28 protein-coding genes, 1 pseudogene and 1 riboswitch are annotated in these 23,629 nt (G+C 32.3%); of the genes and pseudogenes, 23 read left to right on the top strand and 6 right to left on the bottom strand.

Annotation, left to right across the window (positions count from 1 at the left end):
• From FDN13_RS01330 to FDN13_RS01280, 13 genes are all read left to right on the top strand, one after another.
• On the top strand, window positions 1–315 hold the full coding sequence (locus tag FDN13_RS01330) for a BppU family phage baseplate upper protein (RefSeq protein WP_138978528.1): 315 nt from the start codon (window positions 1–3) through the stop codon (window positions 313–315).
• Entirely contained in the window at window positions 308–1,378 is a 1,071-nt protein-coding gene (locus tag FDN13_RS01325; protein WP_138978527.1) for a hypothetical protein, read from the top strand. The genes FDN13_RS01330 and FDN13_RS01325 overlap by 8 nt, the downstream gene beginning before the upstream one ends.
• A complete protein-coding gene (locus FDN13_RS01320; RefSeq protein ID WP_138978526.1) occupies window positions 1,378–2,826 on the top strand; it encodes a hypothetical protein in 1,449 nt (482 codons plus the stop codon). The genes FDN13_RS01325 and FDN13_RS01320 overlap by 1 nt, the downstream gene beginning before the upstream one ends.
• A gap of 18 nt (window positions 2,827–2,844) precedes the next feature.
• Window positions 2,845–3,171, top strand: coding sequence for a hypothetical protein (locus tag FDN13_RS01315; protein ID WP_138978525.1), 327 nt, complete (start codon window positions 2,845–2,847; stop codon window positions 3,169–3,171).
• A gap of 76 nt (window positions 3,172–3,247) precedes the next feature.
• A protein-coding gene (locus FDN13_RS01310) for an IS3 family transposase (protein WP_243120242.1) occupies window positions 3,248–4,392 on the top strand; the annotation gives its coding sequence in 2 pieces (ribosomal slippage) (window positions 3,248–3,494 and window positions 3,494–4,392; 1,146 coding nt in all).
• A 39-nt stretch (window positions 4,393–4,431) separates the two neighbouring features.
• A complete protein-coding gene (locus FDN13_RS14285; protein WP_207670900.1) occupies window positions 4,432–4,545 on the top strand; it encodes a CD1375 family protein in 114 nt (37 codons plus the stop codon).
• 145 nt (window positions 4,546–4,690) lie between these two features.
• Window positions 4,691–4,987, top strand: coding sequence for a hypothetical protein (locus FDN13_RS01305; protein WP_138978524.1), 297 nt, complete (start codon window positions 4,691–4,693; stop codon window positions 4,985–4,987).
• A gap of 62 nt (window positions 4,988–5,049) precedes the next feature.
• Window positions 5,050–5,313 (top strand): hemolysin XhlA family protein, encoded by a 264-nt coding sequence (locus FDN13_RS01300; protein WP_138978523.1) that lies wholly within the window; start codon window positions 5,050–5,052, stop codon window positions 5,311–5,313.
• Between the two features lie 12 nt (window positions 5,314–5,325).
• Complete coding sequence (locus FDN13_RS01295) at window positions 5,326–6,057, top strand: N-acetylmuramoyl-L-alanine amidase (protein ID WP_138978522.1); 732 nt, start codon at window positions 5,326–5,328, stop codon at window positions 6,055–6,057.
• A 13-nt stretch (window positions 6,058–6,070) separates the two neighbouring features.
• Entirely contained in the window at window positions 6,071–6,394 is a 324-nt protein-coding gene (locus FDN13_RS01290; RefSeq protein WP_138978521.1) for a phage holin, read from the top strand.
• A gap of 208 nt (window positions 6,395–6,602) precedes the next feature.
• Window positions 6,603–6,725, top strand: coding sequence for a hypothetical protein (locus FDN13_RS14475; protein ID WP_256372268.1), 123 nt, complete (start codon window positions 6,603–6,605; stop codon window positions 6,723–6,725).
• Window positions 6,726–6,903: 178 nt separating this feature from the next.
• Window positions 6,904–7,092: a hypothetical protein gene (locus tag FDN13_RS01285; protein WP_138978520.1), complete on the top strand. Its 189-nt coding sequence runs from the start codon at window positions 6,904–6,906 to the stop codon at window positions 7,090–7,092.
• Window positions 7,093–7,221: 129 nt separating this feature from the next.
• Complete coding sequence (locus FDN13_RS01280) at window positions 7,222–7,512, top strand: hypothetical protein (RefSeq protein ID WP_138978519.1); 291 nt, start codon at window positions 7,222–7,224, stop codon at window positions 7,510–7,512.
• Between the two features lie 21 nt (window positions 7,513–7,533).
• Here FDN13_RS01280 and FDN13_RS01275 read toward each other — a convergent pair.
• A protein-coding gene (locus FDN13_RS01275) for an IS3 family transposase (RefSeq protein ID WP_243120242.1) occupies window positions 7,534–8,678 on the bottom strand; the annotation gives its coding sequence in 2 pieces (ribosomal slippage) (window positions 7,534–8,432 and window positions 8,432–8,678; 1,146 coding nt in all).
• Window positions 8,679–8,992: 314 nt separating this feature from the next.
• Here FDN13_RS01275 and FDN13_RS01270 point away from each other — a divergent pair.
• Both FDN13_RS01270 and FDN13_RS01265 read left to right on the top strand, forming a co-directional pair.
• Complete coding sequence (locus FDN13_RS01270; protein ID WP_243120241.1) at window positions 8,993–9,619, top strand: hypothetical protein; 627 nt, start codon at window positions 8,993–8,995, stop codon at window positions 9,617–9,619.
• A gap of 39 nt (window positions 9,620–9,658) precedes the next feature.
• Entirely contained in the window at window positions 9,659–10,063 is a 405-nt protein-coding gene (locus FDN13_RS01265; protein WP_138978517.1) for a hypothetical protein, read from the top strand.
• 380 nt (window positions 10,064–10,443) lie between these two features.
• Here FDN13_RS01265 and metA read toward each other — a convergent pair whose 3' ends face one another.
• The 5 genes and pseudogenes from metA to FDN13_RS01240 form a co-directional block, all read right to left on the bottom strand.
• Entirely contained in the window at window positions 10,444–11,352 is a 909-nt protein-coding gene (gene metA, locus FDN13_RS01260) for a homoserine O-acetyltransferase MetA (protein ID WP_138978516.1), read from the bottom strand.
• Window positions 11,353–11,376: 24 nt separating this feature from the next.
• Window positions 11,377–13,755, bottom strand: coding sequence for a homocysteine S-methyltransferase family protein (locus FDN13_RS01255; RefSeq protein ID WP_138980996.1), 2,379 nt, complete (start codon window positions 13,753–13,755; stop codon window positions 11,377–11,379).
• Window positions 13,756–13,792: 37 nt separating this feature from the next.
• Window positions 13,793–14,239, bottom strand: coding sequence for a vitamin B12 dependent-methionine synthase activation domain-containing protein (locus FDN13_RS01250; RefSeq protein WP_138978515.1), 447 nt, complete (start codon window positions 14,237–14,239; stop codon window positions 13,793–13,795).
• Window positions 14,240–14,486: 247 nt separating this feature from the next.
• A complete protein-coding gene (metF, locus tag FDN13_RS01245; protein WP_138978514.1) occupies window positions 14,487–15,377 on the bottom strand; it encodes a methylenetetrahydrofolate reductase [NAD(P)H] in 891 nt (296 codons plus the stop codon).
• Between the two features lie 27 nt (window positions 15,378–15,404).
• Window positions 15,405–16,693: pseudogene (locus FDN13_RS01240) on the bottom strand (homocysteine synthase).
• A 103-nt stretch (window positions 16,694–16,796) separates the two neighbouring features.
• Window positions 16,797–16,909, bottom strand: a riboswitch (SAM riboswitch).
• A gap of 393 nt (window positions 16,910–17,302) precedes the next feature.
• Here FDN13_RS01240 and rsxC point away from each other — a divergent pair.
• From rsxC to FDN13_RS01205, 8 genes are all read left to right on the top strand, one after another.
• Complete coding sequence (gene rsxC / locus FDN13_RS01235) at window positions 17,303–18,625, top strand: electron transport complex subunit RsxC (protein WP_138978513.1); 1,323 nt, start codon at window positions 17,303–17,305, stop codon at window positions 18,623–18,625.
• Between the two features lie 14 nt (window positions 18,626–18,639).
• A complete protein-coding gene (locus FDN13_RS01230; protein WP_138978512.1) occupies window positions 18,640–19,572 on the top strand; it encodes an RnfABCDGE type electron transport complex subunit D in 933 nt (310 codons plus the stop codon).
• A complete protein-coding gene (locus tag FDN13_RS01225; protein WP_138978511.1) occupies window positions 19,573–20,145 on the top strand; it encodes an RnfABCDGE type electron transport complex subunit G in 573 nt (190 codons plus the stop codon).
• A complete protein-coding gene (rsxE, locus tag FDN13_RS01220; protein ID WP_138978510.1) occupies window positions 20,145–20,816 on the top strand; it encodes an electron transport complex subunit RsxE in 672 nt (223 codons plus the stop codon). Before FDN13_RS01225 ends, rsxE begins: the two co-directional genes overlap by 1 nt.
• Before the next feature lie 36 nt (window positions 20,817–20,852).
• A complete protein-coding gene (gene rsxA, locus FDN13_RS01215; RefSeq protein ID WP_138978509.1) occupies window positions 20,853–21,431 on the top strand; it encodes an electron transport complex subunit RsxA in 579 nt (192 codons plus the stop codon).
• 17 nt (window positions 21,432–21,448) lie between these two features.
• Window positions 21,449–22,273: an RnfABCDGE type electron transport complex subunit B gene (locus FDN13_RS01210; RefSeq protein WP_138980995.1), complete on the top strand. Its 825-nt coding sequence runs from the start codon at window positions 21,449–21,451 to the stop codon at window positions 22,271–22,273.
• A 349-nt stretch (window positions 22,274–22,622) separates the two neighbouring features.
• Window positions 22,623–22,778 carry a hypothetical protein gene (locus tag FDN13_RS14170; RefSeq protein WP_168190030.1) on the top strand — a complete coding sequence of 52 codons (156 nt, stop codon included), beginning with the start codon at window positions 22,623–22,625 and terminating at the stop codon, window positions 22,776–22,778.
• Window positions 22,779–22,782: 4 nt separating this feature from the next.
• The gene (locus FDN13_RS01205) at window positions 22,783–23,496 is read left to right on the top strand and encodes a TVP38/TMEM64 family protein (RefSeq protein ID WP_138978508.1); all 714 of its coding nucleotides are present in this window, start codon (window positions 22,783–22,785) and stop codon (window positions 23,494–23,496) included.
• Window positions 23,497–23,629: the final 133 nt, after the last annotated feature.

Below are 23,629 nucleotides of genomic sequence, written 5' to 3'. Positions count from 1 at the left end.
TTGAAATTTGAGATAAAACAAAACGATACACTGCCACCGTTGAAAGTCAAATTGACCCAAACGGACGGCAGTGTTCTTGATTTGTCAGGAGCAACGGTGAAACTTGTCATCAATGGGATAGGCGAAAAAACAATGGTGATAGAGGACGCAGTACAATGTATTGCCCGATATGATTGGCAGGTAACAGACACATCAAAAGCTGGGGTGTATCTTGCAGAGGTTAAGGTACAATACCCAAACGGTACGAGGCAGACCATACCAACAGTTGGTACAATCGAGATACACATATATAAGGAGCTGACAGCTAATGTTTAATTTAGCGTTTATAGTCAATCACGAGGAATGGGTACCTCTTGGCACATTTTGGAGTGGCGACTGGTCTGCTCCCGAGGACGGTATTTATGCACAGACAACAGGCAGGGATAGGCTGGAACTGCTTCGCAAGTCCACATATAGCACAAGCACAGTACAACAAAACAAGACGCTATACGATTTAGCAGTTGCAATATTCCAGGATGCAGGATTAAAGCCAGAGGAATATTGGATTGATACCGAACTTAAGCAATACACAATCCCTTATGCATATTTTGAGAGCCAAAGTCACAGAGAAGCTTTAAGAAAGATAGCTGAAGCTTGTTTAGGACAAGTTTATTGCGATAGAAACGGTATAGTAAGAGTAGAAGGACCAAGCTATCTTGCAAGCAAGATTACAGCAGATTTGACAATTACGCAAGATGATTATTTTAGGAAGGATAACCCTGTGAAGTGGGGTGAAATTGCAAATTATGTGGAAGTAGAAACCAACCCATTAAGACCTGATGTGTTGCAAGAGATATACCACAGTAATGACCTTGTGAGCATAGAGGCAGGGCAAACATTGACGCTAACGGTATATTATAATCAAACACCGTGTATAAATGCAACAGCAAGCCTTGTAGGTGCAACAAATACTGTAATGACTGCTGCAACATATTACGCTTGGGGAGCAAATATAACGCTCAAAAACAATGGCACAACAGCGGAAAGCATAACGATAGTTATCAACGCACAACCACTTAAAATAATGAACAAGGAGAAAGCAATAGCAAAAGATGACGCTTCAATCACAGATAATGGCTTGATACGATATACATTCCCCACTAATCCTTTGATACAGACTTTGAGCATGGCACAGACAATAGCCAATAAGCTACTGCAAAGCTTCAAAGACCCACGCAGGGATGTAGAGGTTGAGTGGAGAGGCAATCCTGCACTGCTACTTGGCGATAGGATAAGTATAACAGACAATGTCGAAACAAATGAATATTTTGTTATAAATCAAGAGATAGAATATATTGGAGCATTGAGAGCAAAACTTTCAGGAAGGAGGGCTACATAATGGGCACAGCACCAAATGGATACAATACACCGAAAACAAACTGGGCTGCTGGAAATGTTCCAGCAGCTTCTGACTTTAATAGGATAGAAGGTAACATATATGCAGTAGAAGAAGGGAGTAGAACAATAGACCAGGCACAAACACCGTCAAGTAATCAAGGAAATTTAAGGCAATTCTTAGACTGGTTTGCAAACAGAATCAAAGCTATAACAGGAAAAACAAACTGGTATGATGCACCAAGTAAGACACTTGAGGACCTAAATAATCATATTAACGCAGCATCACCTCATACTGGACATGCAACAACTATAGATTTGAATACACACGCAACGAATAATACTCATATATTTTATGCTGTCTGTGATGGAAGTGCAAATAACTATACAGTTACTGTAAGTGGAATAACAAGTTATACAGAAGGAATAGCAGTATCGGTAAAAATAAATGTTGATAATACAGGTGCAAGCACTATTAATGTAAATGGAATAGGTGTAAAAAGCATTAAAACAGCAGATGGGGATGATGTTGTTTCTGGAGATTTAAAGGCGGGAAGTATATATACTCTCCGTTATAATGGTACAAATTTTATATTACAGGGTAAAGGAGGTGGTTTAAAGGGGTTAGTACCCATTTATTATTCAGCAACTGCCCCTACAACAAGCGTAATTGGTGCAATATGGGTTGAAATGTCAACAACGCCTGCAAGACAGGCTTTAATATCTCAGGATATACCTGCTGATTGGACAATTCAGGATGATGATATGTGGCTCAGAATTCTTGCTGGACAGACATATATTGATAACCTTGAACTTGATATAATAGCAAAAAATATAGCTCAGGCAAAGTTTAATATAAATAAAGGTAGTAATAACCTTTGGCAGATGTATTCTGATAAGAATATTAGTATAAAGCTTCCTTATCCTAACAATGTACTCCACAGAGAATCAGGAGTATGGAAGGCTAAAAATGCTTATTATTGGGACGGAACGCAGTGGGTTAAATTCTTTAACGGATATAACTATTTGTATAATTCTGGGGTTGAATATGTACCTTTTGAAACAGGTTATACGGCTGGTATAGGCGGAACAGTAACAAAAAATAGTGATAATATAAATGTTTATACTCCAACCGCTGATATTTCAGCAACAATAACAGCAGTAACATCACAAGCAATTAATATAACTGGTGCAAAGAAAATATGGATTGATTGGGTAAATACCGGTTCTGGTTTAAGTGTCAATTCCTCATTTGGATTAATTACTACTAAAACTACAGATTGTTATACTTTTGGTATAGCGAAAATTAATAAATCGGGTGCATTCACAAGAGTTACTGAGTCGTTAGACGTGTCTTCACTTAGCGGAAATTATTTTGTTGCAGTAGAAGCACGTAAAGGTGGTACATCAAATAGTAATATAAAACTTTATTCTATATGGCTTGAATATTAATATAAATGAGGTGATAGCATGAAATATTTATTATATCGAGAATCAGATGGTTTAGTTGTAAGTATATCTGATATAATACCAACCATAACAGAAGGTTATAGAGTAGCAACTTCAGACCAGTTTAAACCTGGTGATGAATTTACTTATACGATTTATGTTAATGGAATTGATGAAAACGGTAATGTGACATCTTCGGCAATGATAAGGCAAAGAGGGCTAATACAGGAACAAATAAATCAACTCCAAGTTGAAAATAATCAGTTAAAGCAAGATATTCTTATTCTTATGGATGCATTGGCTACTGTATATGAGGAAATCTTGAACATGCAAGGAGGTACAGTATAATGGTGGTGTTAGTATATTAGTGTAGACACAAAAAGCCGAACGCCTTAAAATATAAAAAGGGAAGGAAGTGTCTACAATGGCAAAAGGGCAAAAGTATTATACAGAAGAATTTAGAAAGACAATTGTAGAGCTCTATAACTCTGGTAAGAGTTTGGCAGAGCTTAACAGCGAATATGGCATATCAAAATCAACAATCAATGGATGGATTAAGAAAGCTAAACCAATAACTGTGGATAAAGATACAATTATGACATCAGAAGAGTATCAGGCAATGTTAAAGAAGATGGCAAGGCTTGAGGAGGAAAATGAAATATTAAAAAAAGCCATGGCCATATTCGCAAAGAAGTAACCTCTATTTTTGAGTTTATCAATGATCATAAAGAAGAGCACGATATCAAGCTAATGTGTGAAGTCTTAAAGGTTTCAAGAAGCTCTTTCTATAAGTATCTATACAAAACCGAAAGCAAAAGAAGCATAGAAAACAAGATGTATGAGGAAGAAATACTGAAGATCTATAAAGATAGTAAAGGTCGTTATGGTGCTCCAAAAATACATAAAGTGTTGCGTGAGGAAAGAGGACATGCCATAAGCCTTAAGAGAGTCCAAAGGATTATGAAAAAACTAAATATAAAGTCCATAATTATCAAAAAATTCAGATCTCAATCTTCCAAAAGCAAAATAGAAGCTAAAGAAAACGTTTTAAAAAGAGATTTTTCAACAACTACAATAAATGAAAAATGGGTTACGGATATAACTTATATTTATACACTCAAGGACAGATGGTGCTATCTTGCTTCAGTTTTGGATCTTCATACAAAGAAAATTATTGGCTATGCTTTTTCAAAGACTATGGATACAGAACTAGCTATAAAGGCTGTAGAAAATGCCTATATAACTCAAAAACCAAAGAATACTGTTATACTCCACAGTGATTTGGGCTCACAGTATACAAGCTCTAAATTTGATGATTATCTTAAAGAGCATAATATAATTCATTCCTTCAGCGGCAAGGGATGCCCCTATGACAATGCTTGTATAGAATCCTTTCATGCTACACTAAAAAAGGAAGAAGTAAACTTAGCTACATACTATGACTTTGATGCTGCAAGGATAGCTATATTTGAATACATAGAATCCTGGTATAATAGAAAAAGGCTTCATAGCAGTATCGGTTATATGACTCCTCAACAGCTTGAAGATGCCTTAAGAAAAACTGCATAAAAGTTTGAGTTTTTGTGTCTACTATATTGACATAAATCCATGGTTGAATTATATGTTGCTTTAATAAAAGCAGGCAAAAGAACAATTGAACAAGTACCCGAAAAATTTAGAGCAGGGGTACAAGCATTATTGGATAGTGAAAGCAATGGTTAATTCTTTAAAAACAATATTAGGAGGGAAATGTGGTAGATTTATATCAGAATAAACATAAATTTTGTTTACAAGGACTATTTTACAGAAGATAGCCCTTCCTCTTCATTCTCTTAGGTGATATAATATTTTCATTGGAGGGGATAAAGTGGATAATGAAAAGTTATTTGAATTAATGACTAAGATGTATTCAGAATTACAATCTACAAAGACTGAAATGCAAAATGGATTTAAGGAAGTAAAAGAAAGACTTGAAAAAGTTGAAAATGCCGTTACAGGGTTAGAATATGAATTAAAAGAGACAAAGAAAGCTTTATACGATGGTTATGCTCAAAATACAGAAAGCATTAAAAGAATCGAAATTAAATTAGATGAAATATCAGAAAAAGTAGATAAGCATGACATAAAGATACAAGTAATAGAAGGCGGGAAAAAAGCTTTATAACAAAGGTATAACAAAGAAGCTGGAGCATCCGGCTTTTTTAATTTTACTTTGGAGGTTCAACAATGAGTGAATACAGCGAAAAACTTTGTAATGAAAAGCATAAACAGCTTGAATCGAGAATTGATACTCATGAATTCAGGCTAAATAATCATTCTGAAAGGCTTGATAAAATAGAGCAGAGAGGAGCAGCAGTAGACGCAAAAATTGAGAGCCTTTGCGACCAGATAAAGTCTTTAGTAGCAATAATGAAATGGTATATAGGTTTAACGGTAGGAGCTTTAGTAAGCTTCTTTTTTTATGCAATTGAAAAGGGATTATTTAAGTAGGGAGATGATTAAATGCTACCAATAACGCAAATGTTACTTGTAAACCATAACAGACCCAAAATAAAACTTAAAAAACTCAAAGGCGTAGTAATTCATTGGACTGCAAACACAGGCAAAGGTGCAAATGCTAAAGCGAATAGGGACTATTTTAACACGACTAAAACAGTAGCATCAGCTCACTACATTGTTGATGATAGCAAAATTATACAGTGCATACCAGACGGCGAGGTTGCTTGGCATGTTGGAGCGAGCAAGTATACGGCAACAGGAGAAAAAATCAGAGAAAAGCCGTATAGTCCTAACTACTTTCTCATTGGTATAGAGATGTGTGTAAATAGTGATGGGGACTTTAAAAAGACCTATCAAAATACTGTAGAACTTGCTGCATATCTTTTGAAAAAATATAACCTAACATTGAATGATTTATATAGGCACTATGACATTACAGGCAAGGACTGTCCAAGAATGATGGTAAATGAGAATGAGTGGGCAAAGTTTAAGAGTGCAGTAAATGCAGTATTAAACCCTGTAAAAACGACACAAACACAGCAACAGCAGTATAAAAAAGGCGTAGTAACTGCAACAGTCTTAAATTGCAGAGCAGAGCCTTCAACATCAGCAACTATAAACGGAAAGCTGCAAATGGGAGCCGTAGTTACAATTTATGCAGAGCAGGGCGATTGGTATTTAGTTAATAAACTTAATCCGCAGTGGGTTTGCGGAAAATATATAAATATAACTTAAGGGAGGTTTTAGAATGTTAAAAGATTTATTAATGCAAGGCTTAACAATTATTATTCAGTTGGTGGTGCTCTTTGTTATGGGAGCACTTTTTAATTACTTAAATAAAAAAATAGGCAATGAAAAGGTTAAAAAGTATTATGACTTGGCAAAAAAAGCAGTACAAGCTGCCGAACAGTATTTCGGTGCAGGCTGCGGAAAAGATAAAAAAGCATGGGTATTAAGTTATCTTAAAAACAAAACAAAAGGTAAGCTATCAATAATTGATATTGATTTATTAATAGAAAGTGCAGTGCATGAAATGAATTTATTCTTAAAAAATAAAGGCTTGGAAAAGTAGTTATAACGGACTTGCAGGATAACAACCTGCACTCAATAGCAATTTTTAGCAAATTTATTAATTGGAGGACTATCCAATTTTGGAGAGTCCAAACCCCGGTGTAATGCCGGGGCTTTTCTTTTTTTGAAATTTTAACAAAATATCCCAAATAATATTGACAGTAGTTACTACAAGTAGTATAATATAATTGTAGGAAGGAGGTGAGGAAATGAAGATGGAGCAAAAAATAAAAGAGTTCAAACAAGTGATAGCGGCACTTGTAGAACTCATACTGGAAATAGGTACCCTGATAGCAGTTCTAAAGATGGTATTAGGGAGCCTAAAACAGTAGAGGGGGGATAAAACCTCCCTTAATCCCAATATAACATATATCCGTCTTCATTACAATATGAATAAATTATTCAAAGAAAGCATAGGATTAGCATTTAAAATCGTACAGTTAATAGGTGCTATAGCCTTATTAGTATATGCAGTTAAGTATTTATTTACAAAATAAGGAGGGATATCTAATGCCAGAAAAAGCAAAGCAGACAGTAGCTAATCAGAAATGGGAAGCTAAGAACAAGGAATATGCAAATTACCTAAAAGCAAGAACTGCAGCAAGAAGTTTTATAAGGAACAAAGCCACTTTACAAGATTTAGAGGAATTAAAAGAGCTTATCAAAGAGAGGGAAGAAGCTTTAAAAGAAAACGTATAATTTTAACCTGGTGCTGTCGAAAGATAGTGCCAGGATTTTTTTGTTTTGTTTACGTAATACACTTGACTTTTGTATTTATAAAACTATAATCTTAAAAAGAAAAATATCTAATTTAGTGGGGTGGGGAATATGGATATTTTGAAACCAATAAAAAATGTAAAAATGACAGTTGATTGTTGTGTAAGTTCTTTAGGAGAAATTGCAGCTACACTTGGTATGACGTATTCAGTAGAAAAAAAGCATGACAAAGAAGTGCATTTTATGCCAAGTTATGAAGAAGATAGAGGATTAATAAGGATTTATGATACTAAATCTGGATTAACGATAGATCCAACTTTGGGAGAAAATAAAAAAATAAATGCGACAATTATGAAAGAATTAAATACAAGATTATTAAATGGTGGATTTATGTCAATATAGTAGACACAAAAACTCAAACTTTTATGCAGTTTTTCTTAAGGCATCTTCAAGCTGTTGAGGAGTCATATAACCGATACTGCTATGAAGCCTTTTTCTATTATACCAGGATTCTATGTATTCAAATATAGCTATCCTTGCAGCATCAAAGTCATAGTATGTAGCTAAGTTTACTTCTTCCTTTTTTAGTGTAGCATGAAAGGATTCTATACAAGCATTGTCATAGGGGCATCCCTTGCCGCTGAAGGAATGAATTATATTATGCTCTTTAAGATAATCATCAAATTTAGAGCTTGTATACTGTGAGCCCAAATCACTGTGGAGTATAACAGTATTCTTTGGTTTTTGAGTTATATAGGCATTTTCTACAGCCTTTATAGCTAGTTCTGTATCCATAGTCTTTGAAAAAGCATAGCCAATAATTTTCTTTGTATGAAGATCCAAAACTGAAGCAAGATAGCACCATCTGTCCTTGAGTGTATAAATATAAGTTATATCCGTAACCCATTTTTCATTTATTGTAGTTGTTGAAAAATCTCTTTTTAAAACGTTTTCTTTAGCTTCTATTTTGCTTTTGGAAGATTGAGATCTGAATTTTTTGATAATTATGGACTTTATATTTAGTTTTTTCATAATCCTTTGGACTCTCTTAAGGCTTATGGCATGTCCTCTTTCCTCACGCAACACTTTATGTATTTTTGGAGCACCATAACGACCTTTACTATCTTTATAGATCTTCAGTATTTCTTCCTCATACATCTTGTTTTCTATGCTTCTTTTGCTTTCGGTTTTGTATAGATACTTATAGAAAGAGCTTCTTGAAACCTTTAAGACTTCACACATTAGCTTGATATCGTGCTCTTCTTTATGATCATTGATAAACTCAAAAATAGAGGTTACTTCTTTGCGAATATGGCCATGGCTTTTTTTAATATTTCATTTTCCTCCTCAAGCCTTGCCATCTTCTTTAACATTGCCTGATACTCTTCTGATGTCATAATTGTATCTTTATCCACAGTTATTGGTTTAGCTTTCTTAATCCATCCATTGATTGTTGATTTTGATATGCCATATTCGCTGTTAAGCTCTGCCAAACTCTTACCAGAGTTATAGAGCTCTACAATTGTCTTTCTAAATTCTTCTGTATAATACTTTTGCCCTTTTGCCATTGTAGACACTTCCTTCCCTTTTTATATTTTAAGGCGTTCGGCTTTTTGTGTCTACACTAATATACTAACACCATGGAGAAATTAAAACAGTTAAAAACATAAGTTATAGTTACTACAAATTAAAAAATAAAGAAACTCAAACAATTTACGAAAAAATAAAAGAATTTTTTGATACTGATGAATATATTTTTATTGAGGTTAAAAAAGGCCAAAATTTTAAATGGAATATAGAAATACAGAATAAAGTAAATAGGCAAAAGTTGTGCATAAATTGTTATACAAATAATACAATACAACTTCAAGGATTAAATCATATGTTGTGGGAAGATGTATGCCAAATTATTGAAAGAAATAAGGAAGCTTTAACTGTAAATGATATAATTGATAGAATTATGTTAAATGAAACTAAACAAAAAGAACAGGGTAAGAATTATAATAGCTATGAAGAAAAAGTAAAAAATTATTTAGGACAAGCAGCATATAATTATTTATCTGAATATGATAGAATGTATATTGTATCTGCACAAATACTATTAAGTCAAAATATTATATTAAATGAATATAGTCCTGTTTTATGCCCAGTAGCAAAAGCACTAGAAGGGTATTTAAAAAAGACATTGGTTGAAATTGGTTTAGAAGATAGAAAAAATATTATAAAAAGTAATTGGACTTTTGGAAATATTATACATAATAGAAAAATAGAAGAGGAATGTTTAAATAAGGTTAAACAAAAATATAAAACAAATATAGAAAATATAAAATGCACTATAATAGACGTTTATAATGAAATACAAACATTTAGAAATAATATTAGTCATAGTAGTGGAGGTTTAAAAAATCAATTAATTGTAGATAATTATAATGATGCAAAACATAAATATGATGAAATTCTATTATTGATAAAAGATACATATAAAAAAATTTTTGATTGTAATAATTAATTATAATCTATAATATAAATTATAAAGGTGGTGATTATTATGAGATCACAACATGAATTTATTTTTAAAAAAGAGTGTATTTTTGAACAAAATACTGATAATATAGATTTTGAATTTTACATTTATAATATAAATGGAATAGTTACTGTTATATTGGAAGCTAATAAATACGATGACCCAGCAGATTATCTTGAACAAATATATAATAAATTTAGAGATATTAACTTTACCAAAACAAACTATATTTATGTAGATTTATCAAACTATTATGGTGTGAATTGTAAGTATTGGTTGTATAAATGGAGTTTTATAGAAGAAAACAATCAATTAGTTGATGTGGAGTTTGAACCAATATTATATATAAATAAAATTACAAACGAATTTGATAAACAAGTTATTTGTGAATATCTTCAAAAAAAATTTGGTAAATTTAAAAATAATTAATTTTATGTGTAGGCTCCCAGTGGGCTTTTTCTTTTTGCGTGAGCTGGCGGGGGGAAATGTGGTCTAAAAGTGTGAGTTGCTTTTGACTGTTTATAGATGAGTATATGAAATAACTGCATTTTAAGCTGATTTTTATTCCCACACTTTTCCCACAATAGTTTTAGATAAAGGTAAAATGCTTTAGTTTGATAAAGTGAAAGAATCCAGTATTATCAATGCTTTTAGGGATTTGTAGAAATATATAAATACAAAAAATTCGACGGGTGGGTTCGATTCCCACATACTCCCGCCAAAATTTAGTAAAATAAAAAGGTTATAATTACTTTTACTAAAGTAGTTATAACCTTTTTATTTAGTTGATATGTAATTATAATAAATACTTATTCGTAAAGATTATATGGTGTTTGTTGATAAACATAATAATTAAGCCAATTTGAAAAAAGTAAATTTGCATGACTTCTCCATCTAACAATAGGTTCCTTTGTAGGATCGTCATTGGGGAAGTAATTTTTAGGTATTTTAATTTCTAAATTTAGATTTAAATCCCTTTCATATTCAGTTTTTAATGTTAAAGGATCGTATTCCGAATGACCTGTTACAAATATTTGTTTTCCATCATTTGATGCAACAATGTAAACACCTGCTTCTACAGATTCTGATAAAATTGAAAGTTCCTCAACTTGTTCAATCTCTTCTCTTCTAATTTCTGTATGTCTCGAATGTGGTACATAAAATTCATCATCAAAACCACTTAGGAGTTCTGTTTTCTTAGTAATATGATGAGGAAACACACCAAACATTTTTTCAGGTAGTAGATATTTTCTTATATTATAATGATAGTAAAGCCCTGCCTGAGCTCCCCAACATATATGGAATGTTGAGGTCACATTTGTTTTGCTCCATTCAAAAATCTCAGTGAGTTCATCCCAATATTCAACTTCTTCAAATTCCATTTTTTCAACTGGTGCTCCTGTAATTATAAGTCCATCAAATTTTTGATTTTTTATTTCATAAAATGTATTATAAAACGTAATTAAGTGTTCAGCAGGTGTATTTTTAGATGTATGTGTCTTTGTATGAATAAGTGAAATTTCAACTTGGAGTGGAGTGTTGCCAAGAAGCCTTAATAGCTGAGTTTCTGTAATTATTTTAGTTGGCATTAAGTTAAGTATTGCGATTTTTAGTGGACGGATGTCTTGATGTATAGCACGTTCATGCATCATAATAAAAACATTTTCATTTTTTAAAATTTCTTTTGCTGGAAGATTATCAGGTATATTAATTGGCATTTTTATTCCTCCTTATATGCTTTGTTAAATATCAGTATTAACATTAAATACTTTCTGTGCAATTCTAACGGCTTCCATAGCATCCTTTGCATAAAAATCTGCACCTATCATATCTGCGTATTTTTGTGTCAATACAGCACCACCTACCATTACTTTGCAGGATAGGTTGGAATCCGATAAATATTTTATTGTATCCTCCATACTTTTAACTGTAGTTGTCATAAGAGCACTAAGACCAACAAGTTTTATATTATTTTCCTTTACTGCTTTTAGTATTTCTTCAGGCGGTACATCTTTTCCCAAATCAATAACTTTAAATCCATAGTTTTCAAGTAATATTTTTACGATATTTTTTCCTATATCGTGTATATCACCTTTTACAGTTGCAAGAACTATTTTACCAAATGTTGTTTTACTATCTTCTTTCATATTTTCTTTAAGTATTTCAAAGGATTTCTTTGCAACTTCAGCAGCTTTTATTAGTTGGGGTAAGAATAATTCTCCTTTTTCATATTTCAATCCCACAACATTAAGTGCGGGTATCAAAAAAAGGTTAATAATATCAAGAGGTTTATAACTATTTAAAAGTTCCTTTGTTTTTTCAGTAATCTGTTCTTTTGAAGCATTGATTAGTATATTTGAAAAATCATTATTATCAGTTACTGGAATTAAATTCGTATCTATATTTTTTTGCTCTTTTTCATAGGTATTTTTATATTCTCTTTTGATAGCTGTGTATGATGAGCTACTGCAATATTTAATATATTCTTCTGCTTCTTTATCCATATTTGACAAAACTTTAAAGGAATATATAGTTTCAAGCATATCATAAGATAGAGGATTAATTATTGGGGCATCAAGTCCAGCTGTTAAGGCCATTGCAAGAAAAGTTCTGTTAAGTATTTCCCTGTTTGGAAGTCCAAAAGAAACGTTGCTTACTCCAAGCACAGTTTTAACTCCAAACTCTTTTTTTATTATTTCAACAGCCTTTATTGTTTCAATTACTTCTTTTTGCTGTGCAGATGCTGTTAAAACGAGACAATCGATTAATATATCTTCTTTTGGTATACCATAATTATTTGCAGTTTTAATTATTTTTTCTGCAATTAAAACCCTTTCCTTTGCTGTTTCAGGAATTCCTTTTTCATCAATAGTCAATCCAATTACTAATGCACCATATTTTTTTACTATAGGAAAAATCTTTTTCATATTTTCTTCTTTTCCATTTACAGAATTAATTATTGGTTTACCATTATAAATCCTTGCTGCTGCCTCAAGTACCTCATAATTAGAGCTATCAATTTGGAGAGGAATATCCATAATACCTTGAATTTCACGAATTATTTTGGTAATCAATTCCTTTTCGTTTATTTCAGGGAGTCCAACATTTACATCAAGTATATCTGCACCAGCTTCCTTTTGAAGGATTGCTTCATTTAATACATAATCTATATTGCTTTCTTTAAGAGCCTCTTTTAATTTTTTCTTTCCTGTTGGATTAATTCTTTCACCAATTATTTTTATGCCATCATCAAAAATAACACTTTTTGTTGAAGAACAGGCTACTGTTAGGCGTTTTACATCAATTTCTTTAGGCTCAACTTTTTCAATATATGATTTGCACTTTTTAATAAACTCAGGAGTAGTACCGCAGCAACCGCCTACAATTTTTACTCCTTTTTTTACCATAATGTCTATGTAAAATGCAAATTCATCTGGTGTTATATTATAAAATGTTTTTTCTCCATCATAGCTTGGTAAACCTGCATTAGGTTGAACCATTACAGGTATTGTTGAATATTTTAGTATCTCATCTACAATTGGCATTATTTCTTTAGGTCCAAGCGAGCAGTTAACTCCAACAGCATCAACTCCAAGGCTTTGAAGTACAAAAACCATTGTTTTTGCGTCAGTTCCCATCATTGTTCTGCCATTTTTCTCAAAGGTCATTGTTGTAAAAATTGGAAGGTTGCTGTTTTCTTTTGCAGCAAGAACAGCTGCTTTAGTCTCATATAGATCTGTCATTGTTTCTATTAGTATCAAATCAACACCTGCTTTAGTTCCGGCTATTACCTGTTCCTTGAAAATATCATAGGCTTCTTCAAATTTTAAAGTTCCAGAGGGCTCAATAAGTTGTCCAATAGGACCAATATCCAGTGCGATTAATTTATCGCTACAATAAGACTTTGCTATTTTAACTGCTTCTGTAATTATTTTTTCCACAGTATATCCAGTATTTTTTAGCTTATATCTATTTGCTCCAAAAGTATTTGTAGTAATAACATCAGCACCAGCATCCTTGTATTTTTTATGAATGTTTGCAACTATATCTTGATGAATTATGTTATAAACTTCTGGTATTTCTCCTCCTAAAAGTCCTGCTTCCTGAAGCATTGTTCCCATTGCTCCATCAAAACAAATAATTTTCTTATTTAAAATATTATGTATCTTGTTTTTCACAGTAGTTCTCTCCTTTTCTATAGAAACAGTTAGAGTTATTCTTGCATTTGTTGCATTTTGAACTTTCTTTTATTATATAATCATCTTGAAATCCTATAATAGCTGTTACTGATTTCCTAGGTATTAGTATTAAACTATCAGTTACTGTAAGGCCAATCCTTTTGTTTGCATCAAGTAAATTAATGATAGAAGGTTGGTATTCAAGACTTAAATCTCCATATCCAGGACTGTATCTATTTGTTATATTTTTTTTATACTTTTCTAAAGCAATTGCTTTTATTTCTTCTTCTACCATATCACATAATTCTTCTATTGCTGTTGTAGCACATGCATCCAATATTATACTTCTTGTAAAATCTGTTTTTTCATAATATTTTATTTTATTATCAATATTACTTCCTAAAGTTGCTGCTAAAAAAGCACACATATCTGATTTGGATAGATGATTATAAATATCTCTTCCTTTTAATACTAATGTTGTTTTATTAATAGCTATATAGTTTATTTTTTTTCCAAATTAAATATCTTAAAGATATATTTAGGGTCAATGTACTCTAATGTTTCTTGTATACATGAGTCAACAATTGAATCTAGTTTTTTATCATTAAGGTTACTTTTTATCCCAAGGTATCTTAAAACTTCATTTTTGTTTATATTCATATTATCACTTTCTATTATGCAAAATTTACTTGATTAAGAGCATTTTTTATTTCACTAATATTATCTATAATTTTTATAGCAACTTCGGCTTTATTCATAGTATAAAGGTGTATTCCATCAACTCCCCAAGAGAGTAAATCTATAATCTGCTCTGTAGCATAAGCTATTCCTGCTTCAAATAGTGCCTTGGGACTGTATTCGTATTTATCCAAAATCCTTATAAATTTCTTGGGGAGAGATGCACCAGATAAAGTTATAATTCTTAATATTTGGCTTTTATTAAGTACAGGAAGGATTCCTGCTGTAATGGGTACATTTATTCCGTATTTGACAGTTAAATCTTTAAAATTATAAAACATTTCATTATCAAAAAACAGCTGTGTAATTAGAAAATCAGCGCCTGCATCTACCTTTTCCTTTAAGTATTTAACATCTTCTTCTAAGTTCTCAGACTCAATATGTCCTTCAGGGTATGCAGCTGCACCGATACAAAAACCGTTCATTTTAACAATTTGAGAGATTAAATCCTTTGCATACATATATGACATACAGCTATTGGAATCTAAATCTTTTGGTAAATCTCCTCTTAGTGCAAGAATATTGTCTATACCATTATTTTTAAGATGATGTAGAATTTCCTGTATTTCATTTCTTGAAGAAGCTATACATGTAAGATGTGCAAGAGATTCTATTCCATAGTTATTTTTAATGGTAGATGCGATTTCAACAGTTCTATCTCTATTTCCTCCACCGGATCCGTAAGTTACGCTGATAAAGTCGGGGTTTAAGTCTTTCAGCTTTTCTATTGTTTCATATATAGTGGATATAGGATATTCTTTTTTTGGAGGGAATATTTCAAAGGATATAACAGGCCTTTTTTGATTAAAAATATCTTTTATAAGCAATAATATCACTCCTATCCTAATGTTTATTTAACGAGTTGCTTTATGTAATGCTTGATCTATGTCATAAATTAGATCATCTACATCTTCAATTCCTATTGAAAGTCTTATCATGTCAGGGGTAACCCCACATGCTTCTTGCTCTTTTTTAGATAATTGAGAATGAGTAGTACTTGCAGGATGAATAACAAGAGATTTAGCATCTGCAACATTAGCAAGAAGTGAAAAAATTTCAAGACTCTCACTGAATTTTTTACCAGCTTCTGCTCCCCCTTTAACACCAAATGTAAATATAGAGCCAGCACCCTTTGGAAGGTATTTTTGAGCTAAATGATAGTATTTATTTCCTTTCAAACTTGGATAGTTAACCCATGATACAAGGGGGTGATTGTTTAAAAATTCAGCTATTTTTTTAGTATTTGATACATGTTTTTCTACTCTCAATGAAAGTGTTTCAAGTCCTTGTAAAAGTAAAAAAGAATTAAATGGACTAATTGAAGCTCCTGTATCTCTTAATAGTTGTACCCTTGCTTTTACAATATAAGCTTGTTTTCCAAAAGTTTCATAATAATTAATTCCATGATAACTTGGATCAGGCTCTGACAAACCTTTAAATTTACCACTTGCAGCCCAATCAAATCTACCCGAATCAACAATTACACCACCAATTGATGTTCCATGACCACCTATAAATTTCGTTGCAGAATGAATTACTATATCTGCACCAAACTCAATTGGTCTTATTAAATAAGGAGTTCCAAAAGTATTGTCAATAATAAGAGGAATTCCATTTTCATGAGCTATCTTTGCAACCTCTTCAATATCAACAAGGTTTATTTTGGGTTACCTATTGTTTCAATGTATATAAGCTTTGTTTTTTCAGTAATTGCTTTTTTAAAATTATCAGGGTCATCGGAATTAACGAATATAGTTTTGATTCCTAATTTTGATAATGTATAATTAAATAGGTTATATGTTCCTCCATAAAGGGTGTTGGAAGATACTATCTCATCTCCACAGCTAGCAATATTTAAAATTGCATAAGTAATTGCAGCTGATCCAGATGCTACGGCTAAAGCCCCAACTCCTCCTTCAAGGGCTGCTATTCTTTTTTCAAAGACGTCAGTTGTTGGATTCATCATTCTTGTATATATATTTCCGGATTCTTTTAAAGCAAATAAGTTAGCTGCATGATCTGAATCGTTAAAAACATAAGATGTAGTTTGATAAATTGGAACAGCTCTTGAACCTGTTGCAGGATCTGGTTGCTGACCTGCATGAACTTGCAACGTGTCAAATTTTAATTCTCTTTTACTCATAATATATCTCTCCTTCTATATAAAATTTTATTAACCAAAAATAAAACCTCTTTCATCATAGTATGATGAAAGAGGTTATTGTACTTTTAATAAGAGCCTTCCTCTCTCATCTTTCGCTTGTTTTATCAAGCGCAGGAATTGGCACCTTTCAGGCAAATGAGCCTGTAGGTTGCCGAGGCTTCATTGGGCCAGTCCCTCGACCTCTCTTGATGAGAATTTAATATAAATAATTTTGTTCAATATTAGCATTACTTTATAACTTTGTCAAGTATTTTTTATATGCAGACATCATATAAACTTAAGGTTTACTTTTTGAATATTTACAACTTAAAAGAGTAGTTTTTTATTTAAAATGCAAAATTACACTATTTATTATAGGAATTGATACAGAAGCATATTTTAATATTGATATATAAATTAAGCATGGTATAAGTATAGCATTTATTGTATGAAAATTAAAACATAATGCATTTAGTTAATAAAATAACTATGTTGCAATGGCTATTATAATAATATAAAATAAAAATTGTATGGTCGAATGTTGTCACCGTATTGGATGGGATTAACATTAGATGTGCTTCATTTTCAAAAAAGAATGGAGGATTTGTTATGAGCGTTCTAACATTTAAAAAAGGGGTGCATCCACCTCATGGTAAGCACTTTACAGAACATAAGCCTATTGAATATTTATTACCAAAACAGATTCTTGTATTTCCAATGATACAGCATATAGGTGCTCCATGTGAACCTATAGTAAAGAAAGGAGATAGGGTATTACTGGGGCAAAAAATTGGAGAAGCTAAGGGATTTGTTTCATCTCCAATACACAGTAGTGTATCAGGAACTGTTAAAGATGTTGTACCAGTACTTCATCCAAATGGTTCAAAGGTACTTTCTGTTATCGTAGAAAACGATGGACTTTATGAAAAAGTAGAAGGTATGGAAAAAAGAGAGGACTATAAGAATCTTACAAAAGAAGAAATACTAAAAATAATACAAGAAGCTGGTATTGTAGGTATGGGAGGAGCAGGATTCCCAACTCACGTAAAACTTGCACCACCTCCTGATAAGAAGATAGATACAATAATTGTAAATGCTGCAGAATGTGAGCCATATCTTACATCTGACCACAGAGTTTTACTTGAAGAAACTAAAAGAGTTGTGGATGGTCTAAAAATCGCACTTCATTTATTCCCAGAAGCTAAAGGATACATTGGAATAGAAGATAATAAGATGGATGCGATTGAAGCAGTACAAAAGATAGTGAAAGATGAAAAGAACATAGAAGTTAAAGTTTTAAAGACTAAATATCCTCAAGGAGCAGAAAAACAGCTTATATATTCAATAACAAAAAGAGAAGTTCCATCAGGAAAGCTTCCTGCAGATGTTGGATGCATAGTTCAAAATGTGGAAACAATGGTTGCAATAGAAAGAGCTGTTCTTAGAGGAAGGCCCCTTATGAGAAGAATTGTAACTGTAACGGGCGGTGCTATTGCTGAACCTAAAAATCTTAATGTAAGGCTTGGTATGTCGTTTAGAGAACTTATTGAAGCTTGCGGTGGATTTAAGAAAGAGCCTGCAAAAATAATTGCAGGAGGTCCCATGATGGGAACAGCAGTTTTTTCCATAGATATTCCAGTTGTTAAAGGCACCTCTGCAATATTATGTTTAACTGAAGAAGAAGCTGCTATCCCAGAGGAATTTAACTGCATAAGATGTGGTAAGTGTGTTGAGGCATGCCCGATGAATTTACTACCAGCAACATTAAATTCTTTTGCTTTAAGAAATGATTTAGAGCAATTTGAAAAACTTCATGGAATGGATTGTATAGAATGTGGAAGTTGTTCCTTTGTTTGTCCGGCAAAAAGACACCTTGTTCAGTCTTTCCGTACGGCAAAGAGAACAATACTTGCAAATAGAAAGAAAAGCTAAATAGGAGGGATATTATGGCTGAAATGAAATTTACGGTCTCATCTTCCCCTCATATTCGTTCAAATGATACTATTAAGGGGATTATGAGAGATGTTATAATTGCACTACTTCCAGCTGCAGCTGCTGGCATTTATTTCTTTAAAATTCAGGCATTATTTGTAATGATTGTATCAGTTGCATCATGTGTTCTTTCTGAATATGTTTGGCAAAAACTAACAAAGCAGAAGATAACTATAGGAGATTATAGTGCTGCTGTAACCGGGCTTTTACTTGCATTTAATCTTCCACCAACAGTTCCACTTTGGATTCCAGTAGTTGGAGGAATATTTGCAATAATAATTGTAAAACAGTTTTTTGGTGGATTAGGACAGAATTTCATGAATCCTGCCCTTGCTGCGAGAGCATTTTTATTAGCATCATGGCCAGTTCAGATGACTTCATGGGTGGTTGATGGAGTATCAAGCGCAACACCACTTGGAATATTAAAAGAGGGTGGATCTGCTCTCCCATCATTGTTTGATGTTTTTATCGGTCACGTTGGAGGATGTATAGGTGAAACTTCAGCCCTTGCTCTTATTATTGGAGGGTTATATCTTCTTTATAAGAGAGTAATATCATGGAGAATACCAGTTACTTATATAGGAACAGTATTTGTATTAATGGGAATATTAGGTAGACATGGATTTATGTCAGGAAATCCTGTGTATGAAATATTTGCAGGTGGACTTATGCTTGGTGCTATATTTATGGCAACTGATTATTCTACATCACCTATAACTCCTTTAGGTCAGATAATAATGGGAATAGGATGTGGACTTTTAACATCAATAATTCGTATATATGGAGGATATCCAGAAGGAGTTTCCTATTCAATAATAATAATGAACTTATTCGTACCTATTATAGATAAATATACAATCCCAAAAGTTTTTGGGGAGGTGAAGTAAATGAAGGAAAATTTAAAACTTGGTGCAATACTTTTAATAGTTACAGCAATAGCTGGATGTCTACTTGGATGGGCTTACTCAATTACTAAAGAACCAATAGCTCAGCAGGCAATAAAAGCTAACAATGAAGCCATGCGAGAAATACTCCCAATAGCAGAACAATTTAATAAATTAGAAGCAACAATACCAGATGGTAGTATAGTTAAAGAAGTTAATGAAGGGAAAAAAGGAAATGATGTTGTAGGGTATGCAATTAAAGTAACACCAAAGGGATATGGTGGAATGATAGAAATGATGGTTGGAATATCAACGGACGGGAAAGTTAGTGGTATAAAAATATTATCTCACTCAGAAACTCCAGGTCTTGGAGCGAATGCACCAAGTAAAGAGTTTTCTGGACAGTATAAAGATAAAGCAATAGATCCACTTTTAGAAGTAGTAAAAACAACACCTTCAAAACCTAATCAGATACAGGCAATAACAGGTGCTACAATTACTTCAAAAGCGGTTACAAAAGGTGTAAATGAGGCAATAAACTTTTATACCTCTAATTTGAAAGGAGGAAGCAAGTGATGAAGGTAGCTTTTGAAAGGTTATATAATGGAATTGTAAAAGAGAATGCTATATTTGTTCAGGTACTTGCTATGTGTCCTACACTTGCGGTTACTACAAGTGCAACTAATGGTATAGGAATGGGACTTGCTACAACTGCAGTTCTTGTAGCTTCAAATATTGCAATTTCTTTGATTAGAAAACTCATTCCTTCAAAAATAAGAATACCAGCTTATATAGTAGTTATTGCTTCCTTTGTTACACTAATTCAGTTTTTACTTCAAGGATTTGTTCCAGGGCTTTATAAGTCTCTTGGTATATTTATACCATTAATAGTTGTTAACTGTGTTATATTAGGAAGAGCCGAAGCTTATGCATCAAAGAATGGAGTATTTGCTTCAATGTTTGACGGGCTTGGAATGGGACTTGGTTTTGCATTATCACTTACTATTCTTGGTACAATAAGAGAACTTCTTGGTACCGGAAAAGTATTTGGTTTCCAAATAATGCCTATGGCTTATAAACCAGCAATAATAATGATACTTGCACCAGGGGCCTTCTTTACTCTTGGAATATTAATGGCACTACTTAATGTATATAGAATAAAGAATGCAAAGGATGGAGAGGAACCAAAGCTCATAGAGCCTGGATGTGCTGGCTGTGGACTTTGTGGTAAGTGTGATTCAAAATAAAGGAATAAGGCAAAGTAAGGATGGTGAGAAAGAAAAATGAGAATATTTATTATACTTTTTAGTGCAATTCTCATAAATAACTTTGTACTTTCAAGGTTTCTTGGAATATGTTCATTCCTTGGTGTATCTAAAAAAACTGATACGGCATTTGGAATGGGACTTGCAGTTACTTTTGTTATGACTTTAGCCTCTATAATTTCTTATGTTGTATATCACTTTATATTAGTACCTTTAAATATAAAGTATCTTTATACTGTAGCTTTTATATTAGTTATTGCCGCACTTGTTCAGTTTGTTGAAATGGTTATTCAAAAGACAAGTCCAGCACTTTATAAAGCTCTTGGAATTTATCTGCCACTTATAACAACAAACTGTGCTGTGCTTGCTGTTGCTGTTATTAATATGAACGAAAATTACAATTTTATTGAATCAATTGTTAATGGAATTGGTGCAGCTCTTGGATACTTTCTCGCAATTGTTCTTCTTGCTGGTATTAGGGAAAGAATTGATAATAATGAAAGTATGCCCCTTGCACTTAAGGGATTTCCAATATCCCTTATTACAGCAGGACTAATGTCAATAGCTTTTCTTGGTTTCCAAGGATTAATTAAATAGGGGGTGAGAATATGGATATGAACAGTATAATATTCCCTGTGATTAGTTTAGGAGGACTTGGAGTATTATTTGGATCTCTTCTTGGTTATGCTTCAAAGAAGTTTGCTGTTGAAGTTGATCCGAGAGTTCCTATAGTAAGGGATATCCTTCCAGGGGCAAATTGTGGTGGATGTGGATATGCAGGATGTGATGCCTGTGCAAAGGCAATGGTTGAAGGAGAAGCAGCACCAAATGCATGTCCTGTAGGAGGACCAGAAACTGCAAAAAAAATAGGAGAGGTTCTTGGACTTGCAGTAGATGCATTAACAAAAAATGTTGCCTTTGTTAAGTGTAATGGAACATGCAATAACGCAAAGAATAAATATGAATATACTGGTATTGCTGATTGTAGAGATGCGGCTTTATTACCAGGGGGAGGCTATAAAGGGTGCTCTTATGGATGTCTTGGACTTGGAAGCTGTGTAAAGGTTTGTGAGTTTGGAGCATTAAGTATTGTTAATGGTGTTGCTGTTGTTGATGAAAATAAGTGCACAAGTTGTGGTAAATGTGCAAAAATTTGTCCAAAGGGACTTATTGAAATAGTTCCTGCTGATAAAAAAGTAAGAGTTGTATGTAATTCAAAGGACAAAGGAAAAGATGTTAAAGATAATTGTGCTGTAGGATGTATTGGATGCAGAATGTGTGAGAGAGCATGTCAGTTTGGAGCAATAATATTTGAAAACAACCTTGCAAAAATAGACTATGAAAAATGTACACAGTGTAATGCATGTGCTGTAAAATGTCCTACAAAGGCAATTAGGGGACTAATAAAAAGCGAACCACAACAAGAAGTTGTTAGTTAATATATTAAATTAAAAATATTTATAGCTTGAATTAAAATAGGATAAGGGAACCGATATATTATTTTAGCTGATATGATTGTGGAAATTTTTGTGAAGCTTTAAACAAAAGTAAAGAGCTTTTAAATAAAAAGCAAGATAGATTTCATAAAGCTACATGAGAATCTATTGCTTGAGAACAAAAATCAGCTAAGTGATGTATAGGTTCCCTTTATATTAATATACTGAAGCTGTACATATATTGTTAAAATTTATATTGATATTATAGGTAAATATTGTTAAAATTAAAAATGGAATATTTATTTAAGAATAATATAAGAGGATTAAAAAATTTTATAAGTTGGTGATTAAAATGAGTATTGAAGAGCAGCTTGTTGAGCTAATAGAAATATTTTTAAACTATGCCAATGAACTTTTAAAGAAAGGTAGCATCGATCCTCTTACTTATGAAAAGATAACAAAAAATAAGAGAAACTTTTTAAACCAAATAAGTAGCAAGAAGATGTGATAATATGCAAGACCAATCAATGGTTGATGGTAAAAAAAGTATAAAAAAACTTATTACCCTGTCAATATTCTTATTACTTATAATTGCTTTAGTTGTATATTTAAGATTATATGACATAAAAAATGTAGAAAAGATTGTTGAGTCTTATGGCAAGTTTGCCCCATTTATTTTTTTAATATTATGCATTATAAGGCCCATAATTCTTTTGCCAATAGGCTTGTTTTCTGTACTTGGGGGAATTCTTTTTGGAACAGTAAAAGGTACTGCTTATACAGTTGCAGGGAGTACAATTGGCTCAATAATAGCATATTATATGGCAAGATATTGGGGAAGAGAATGGGTTGAGGGGTTGCTTAAGGGTAAACTGAAAAAACTTGATAACAAATGTAAGGAAAAAGGATTTACTATAACTTTTTTAATGAGAGTTATACCGATTCTTCCCTGCGATGTTGTTAGTTATATATGTGGTCTTTCGGATATTGGTATTTTTAAATATATAGCAGGGACAATACTTGGCATCATACCAGGGACTTTTATCTATAGCAACTTTGGAAGCTCTTTACACAACATATATTCATGGCAATTTGTTTTTTCAATTATTTTTTTAATTTTGCTTTCTGTTATACCAATAGTAATAAAAAAGTTTTATAATAAGGATTTAACAGAAGAGGTAGGTATTGAATTTGAAAATAAAAAGCAGCAAGAAAAAGATATGTAAAGAAATTTGAAGGCATTATCCAAAGTACAGGTAATGTCTTCAATTTTTTTAGTTTTGCCAATATAAATTTTAAAATTTATATTGACAAAACTAAAAAAATAAATAATATTATCTTGAAGGTTAGTTGCAACTA

Source organism: Caloramator sp. E03, assembly GCF_006016075.1.
Taxonomy (GTDB): Bacteria; Bacillota; Clostridia; order Clostridiales; family Caloramatoraceae; genus Caloramator_B.
This window is presented reverse-complemented; position numbering and strand designations above follow the sequence as displayed.

What these genes read in the sequence shown, in the direction of transcription:
- metA (WP_138978516.1), bottom strand. Translation starts at nt 11,352, where the DNA reads ATGCCAATTAATATACCTGATAATCTTCCAGCAAAAGAAATTTTAAAA.
- FDN13_RS01230 (WP_138978512.1), top strand. Translation starts at nt 18,640, where the DNA reads ATGGCTGAAATGAAATTTACGGTCTCATCTTCCCCTCATATTCGTTCA.
- FDN13_RS01325 (WP_138978527.1), top strand. Translation starts at nt 308, where the DNA reads ATGTTTAATTTAGCGTTTATAGTCAATCACGAGGAATGGGTACCTCTT.
- rsxE (WP_138978510.1), top strand. Translation starts at nt 20,145, where the DNA reads ATGAAGGTAGCTTTTGAAAGGTTATATAATGGAATTGTAAAAGAGAAT.
- rsxA (WP_138978509.1), top strand. Translation starts at nt 20,853, where the DNA reads ATGAGAATATTTATTATACTTTTTAGTGCAATTCTCATAAATAACTTT.
- FDN13_RS01320 (WP_138978526.1), top strand. Translation starts at nt 1,378, where the DNA reads ATGGGCACAGCACCAAATGGATACAATACACCGAAAACAAACTGGGCT.
- FDN13_RS01280 (WP_138978519.1), top strand. Translation starts at nt 7,222, where the DNA reads ATGGATATTTTGAAACCAATAAAAAATGTAAAAATGACAGTTGATTGT.
- FDN13_RS14170 (WP_168190030.1), top strand. Translation starts at nt 22,623, where the DNA reads ATGAGTATTGAAGAGCAGCTTGTTGAGCTAATAGAAATATTTTTAAAC.
- FDN13_RS01265 (WP_138978517.1), top strand. Translation starts at nt 9,659, where the DNA reads ATGAGATCACAACATGAATTTATTTTTAAAAAAGAGTGTATTTTTGAA.
- FDN13_RS01285 (WP_138978520.1), top strand. Translation starts at nt 6,904, where the DNA reads ATGCCAGAAAAAGCAAAGCAGACAGTAGCTAATCAGAAATGGGAAGCT.
- FDN13_RS01225 (WP_138978511.1), top strand. Translation starts at nt 19,573, where the DNA reads ATGAAGGAAAATTTAAAACTTGGTGCAATACTTTTAATAGTTACAGCA.
- FDN13_RS01295 (WP_138978522.1), top strand. Translation starts at nt 5,326, where the DNA reads ATGCTACCAATAACGCAAATGTTACTTGTAAACCATAACAGACCCAAA.
- FDN13_RS01315 (WP_138978525.1), top strand. Translation starts at nt 2,845, where the DNA reads ATGAAATATTTATTATATCGAGAATCAGATGGTTTAGTTGTAAGTATA.
- FDN13_RS01270 (WP_243120241.1), top strand. Translation starts at nt 8,993, where the DNA reads ATGTTGTGGGAAGATGTATGCCAAATTATTGAAAGAAATAAGGAAGCT.
- FDN13_RS01250 (WP_138978515.1), bottom strand. Translation starts at nt 14,239, where the DNA reads ATGTGTGCTTTTTTAGCAGCAACTTTAGGAAGTAATATTGATAATAAA.
- FDN13_RS14285 (WP_207670900.1), top strand. Translation starts at nt 4,432, where the DNA reads ATGGTTGAATTATATGTTGCTTTAATAAAAGCAGGCAAAAGAACAATT.
- FDN13_RS01255 (WP_138980996.1), bottom strand. Translation starts at nt 13,755, where the DNA reads ATGGGAACAATGCTTCAGGAAGCAGGACTTTTAGGAGGAGAAATACCA.
- FDN13_RS01210 (WP_138980995.1), top strand. Translation starts at nt 21,449, where the DNA reads ATGAACAGTATAATATTCCCTGTGATTAGTTTAGGAGGACTTGGAGTA.
- FDN13_RS01300 (WP_138978523.1), top strand. Translation starts at nt 5,050, where the DNA reads ATGAGTGAATACAGCGAAAAACTTTGTAATGAAAAGCATAAACAGCTT.
- FDN13_RS14475 (WP_256372268.1), top strand. Translation starts at nt 6,603, where the DNA reads ATGAAGATGGAGCAAAAAATAAAAGAGTTCAAACAAGTGATAGCGGCA.
- FDN13_RS01205 (WP_138978508.1), top strand. Translation starts at nt 22,783, where the DNA reads ATGCAAGACCAATCAATGGTTGATGGTAAAAAAAGTATAAAAAAACTT.
- FDN13_RS01290 (WP_138978521.1), top strand. Translation starts at nt 6,071, where the DNA reads ATGTTAAAAGATTTATTAATGCAAGGCTTAACAATTATTATTCAGTTG.
- rsxC (WP_138978513.1), top strand. Translation starts at nt 17,303, where the DNA reads ATGAGCGTTCTAACATTTAAAAAAGGGGTGCATCCACCTCATGGTAAG.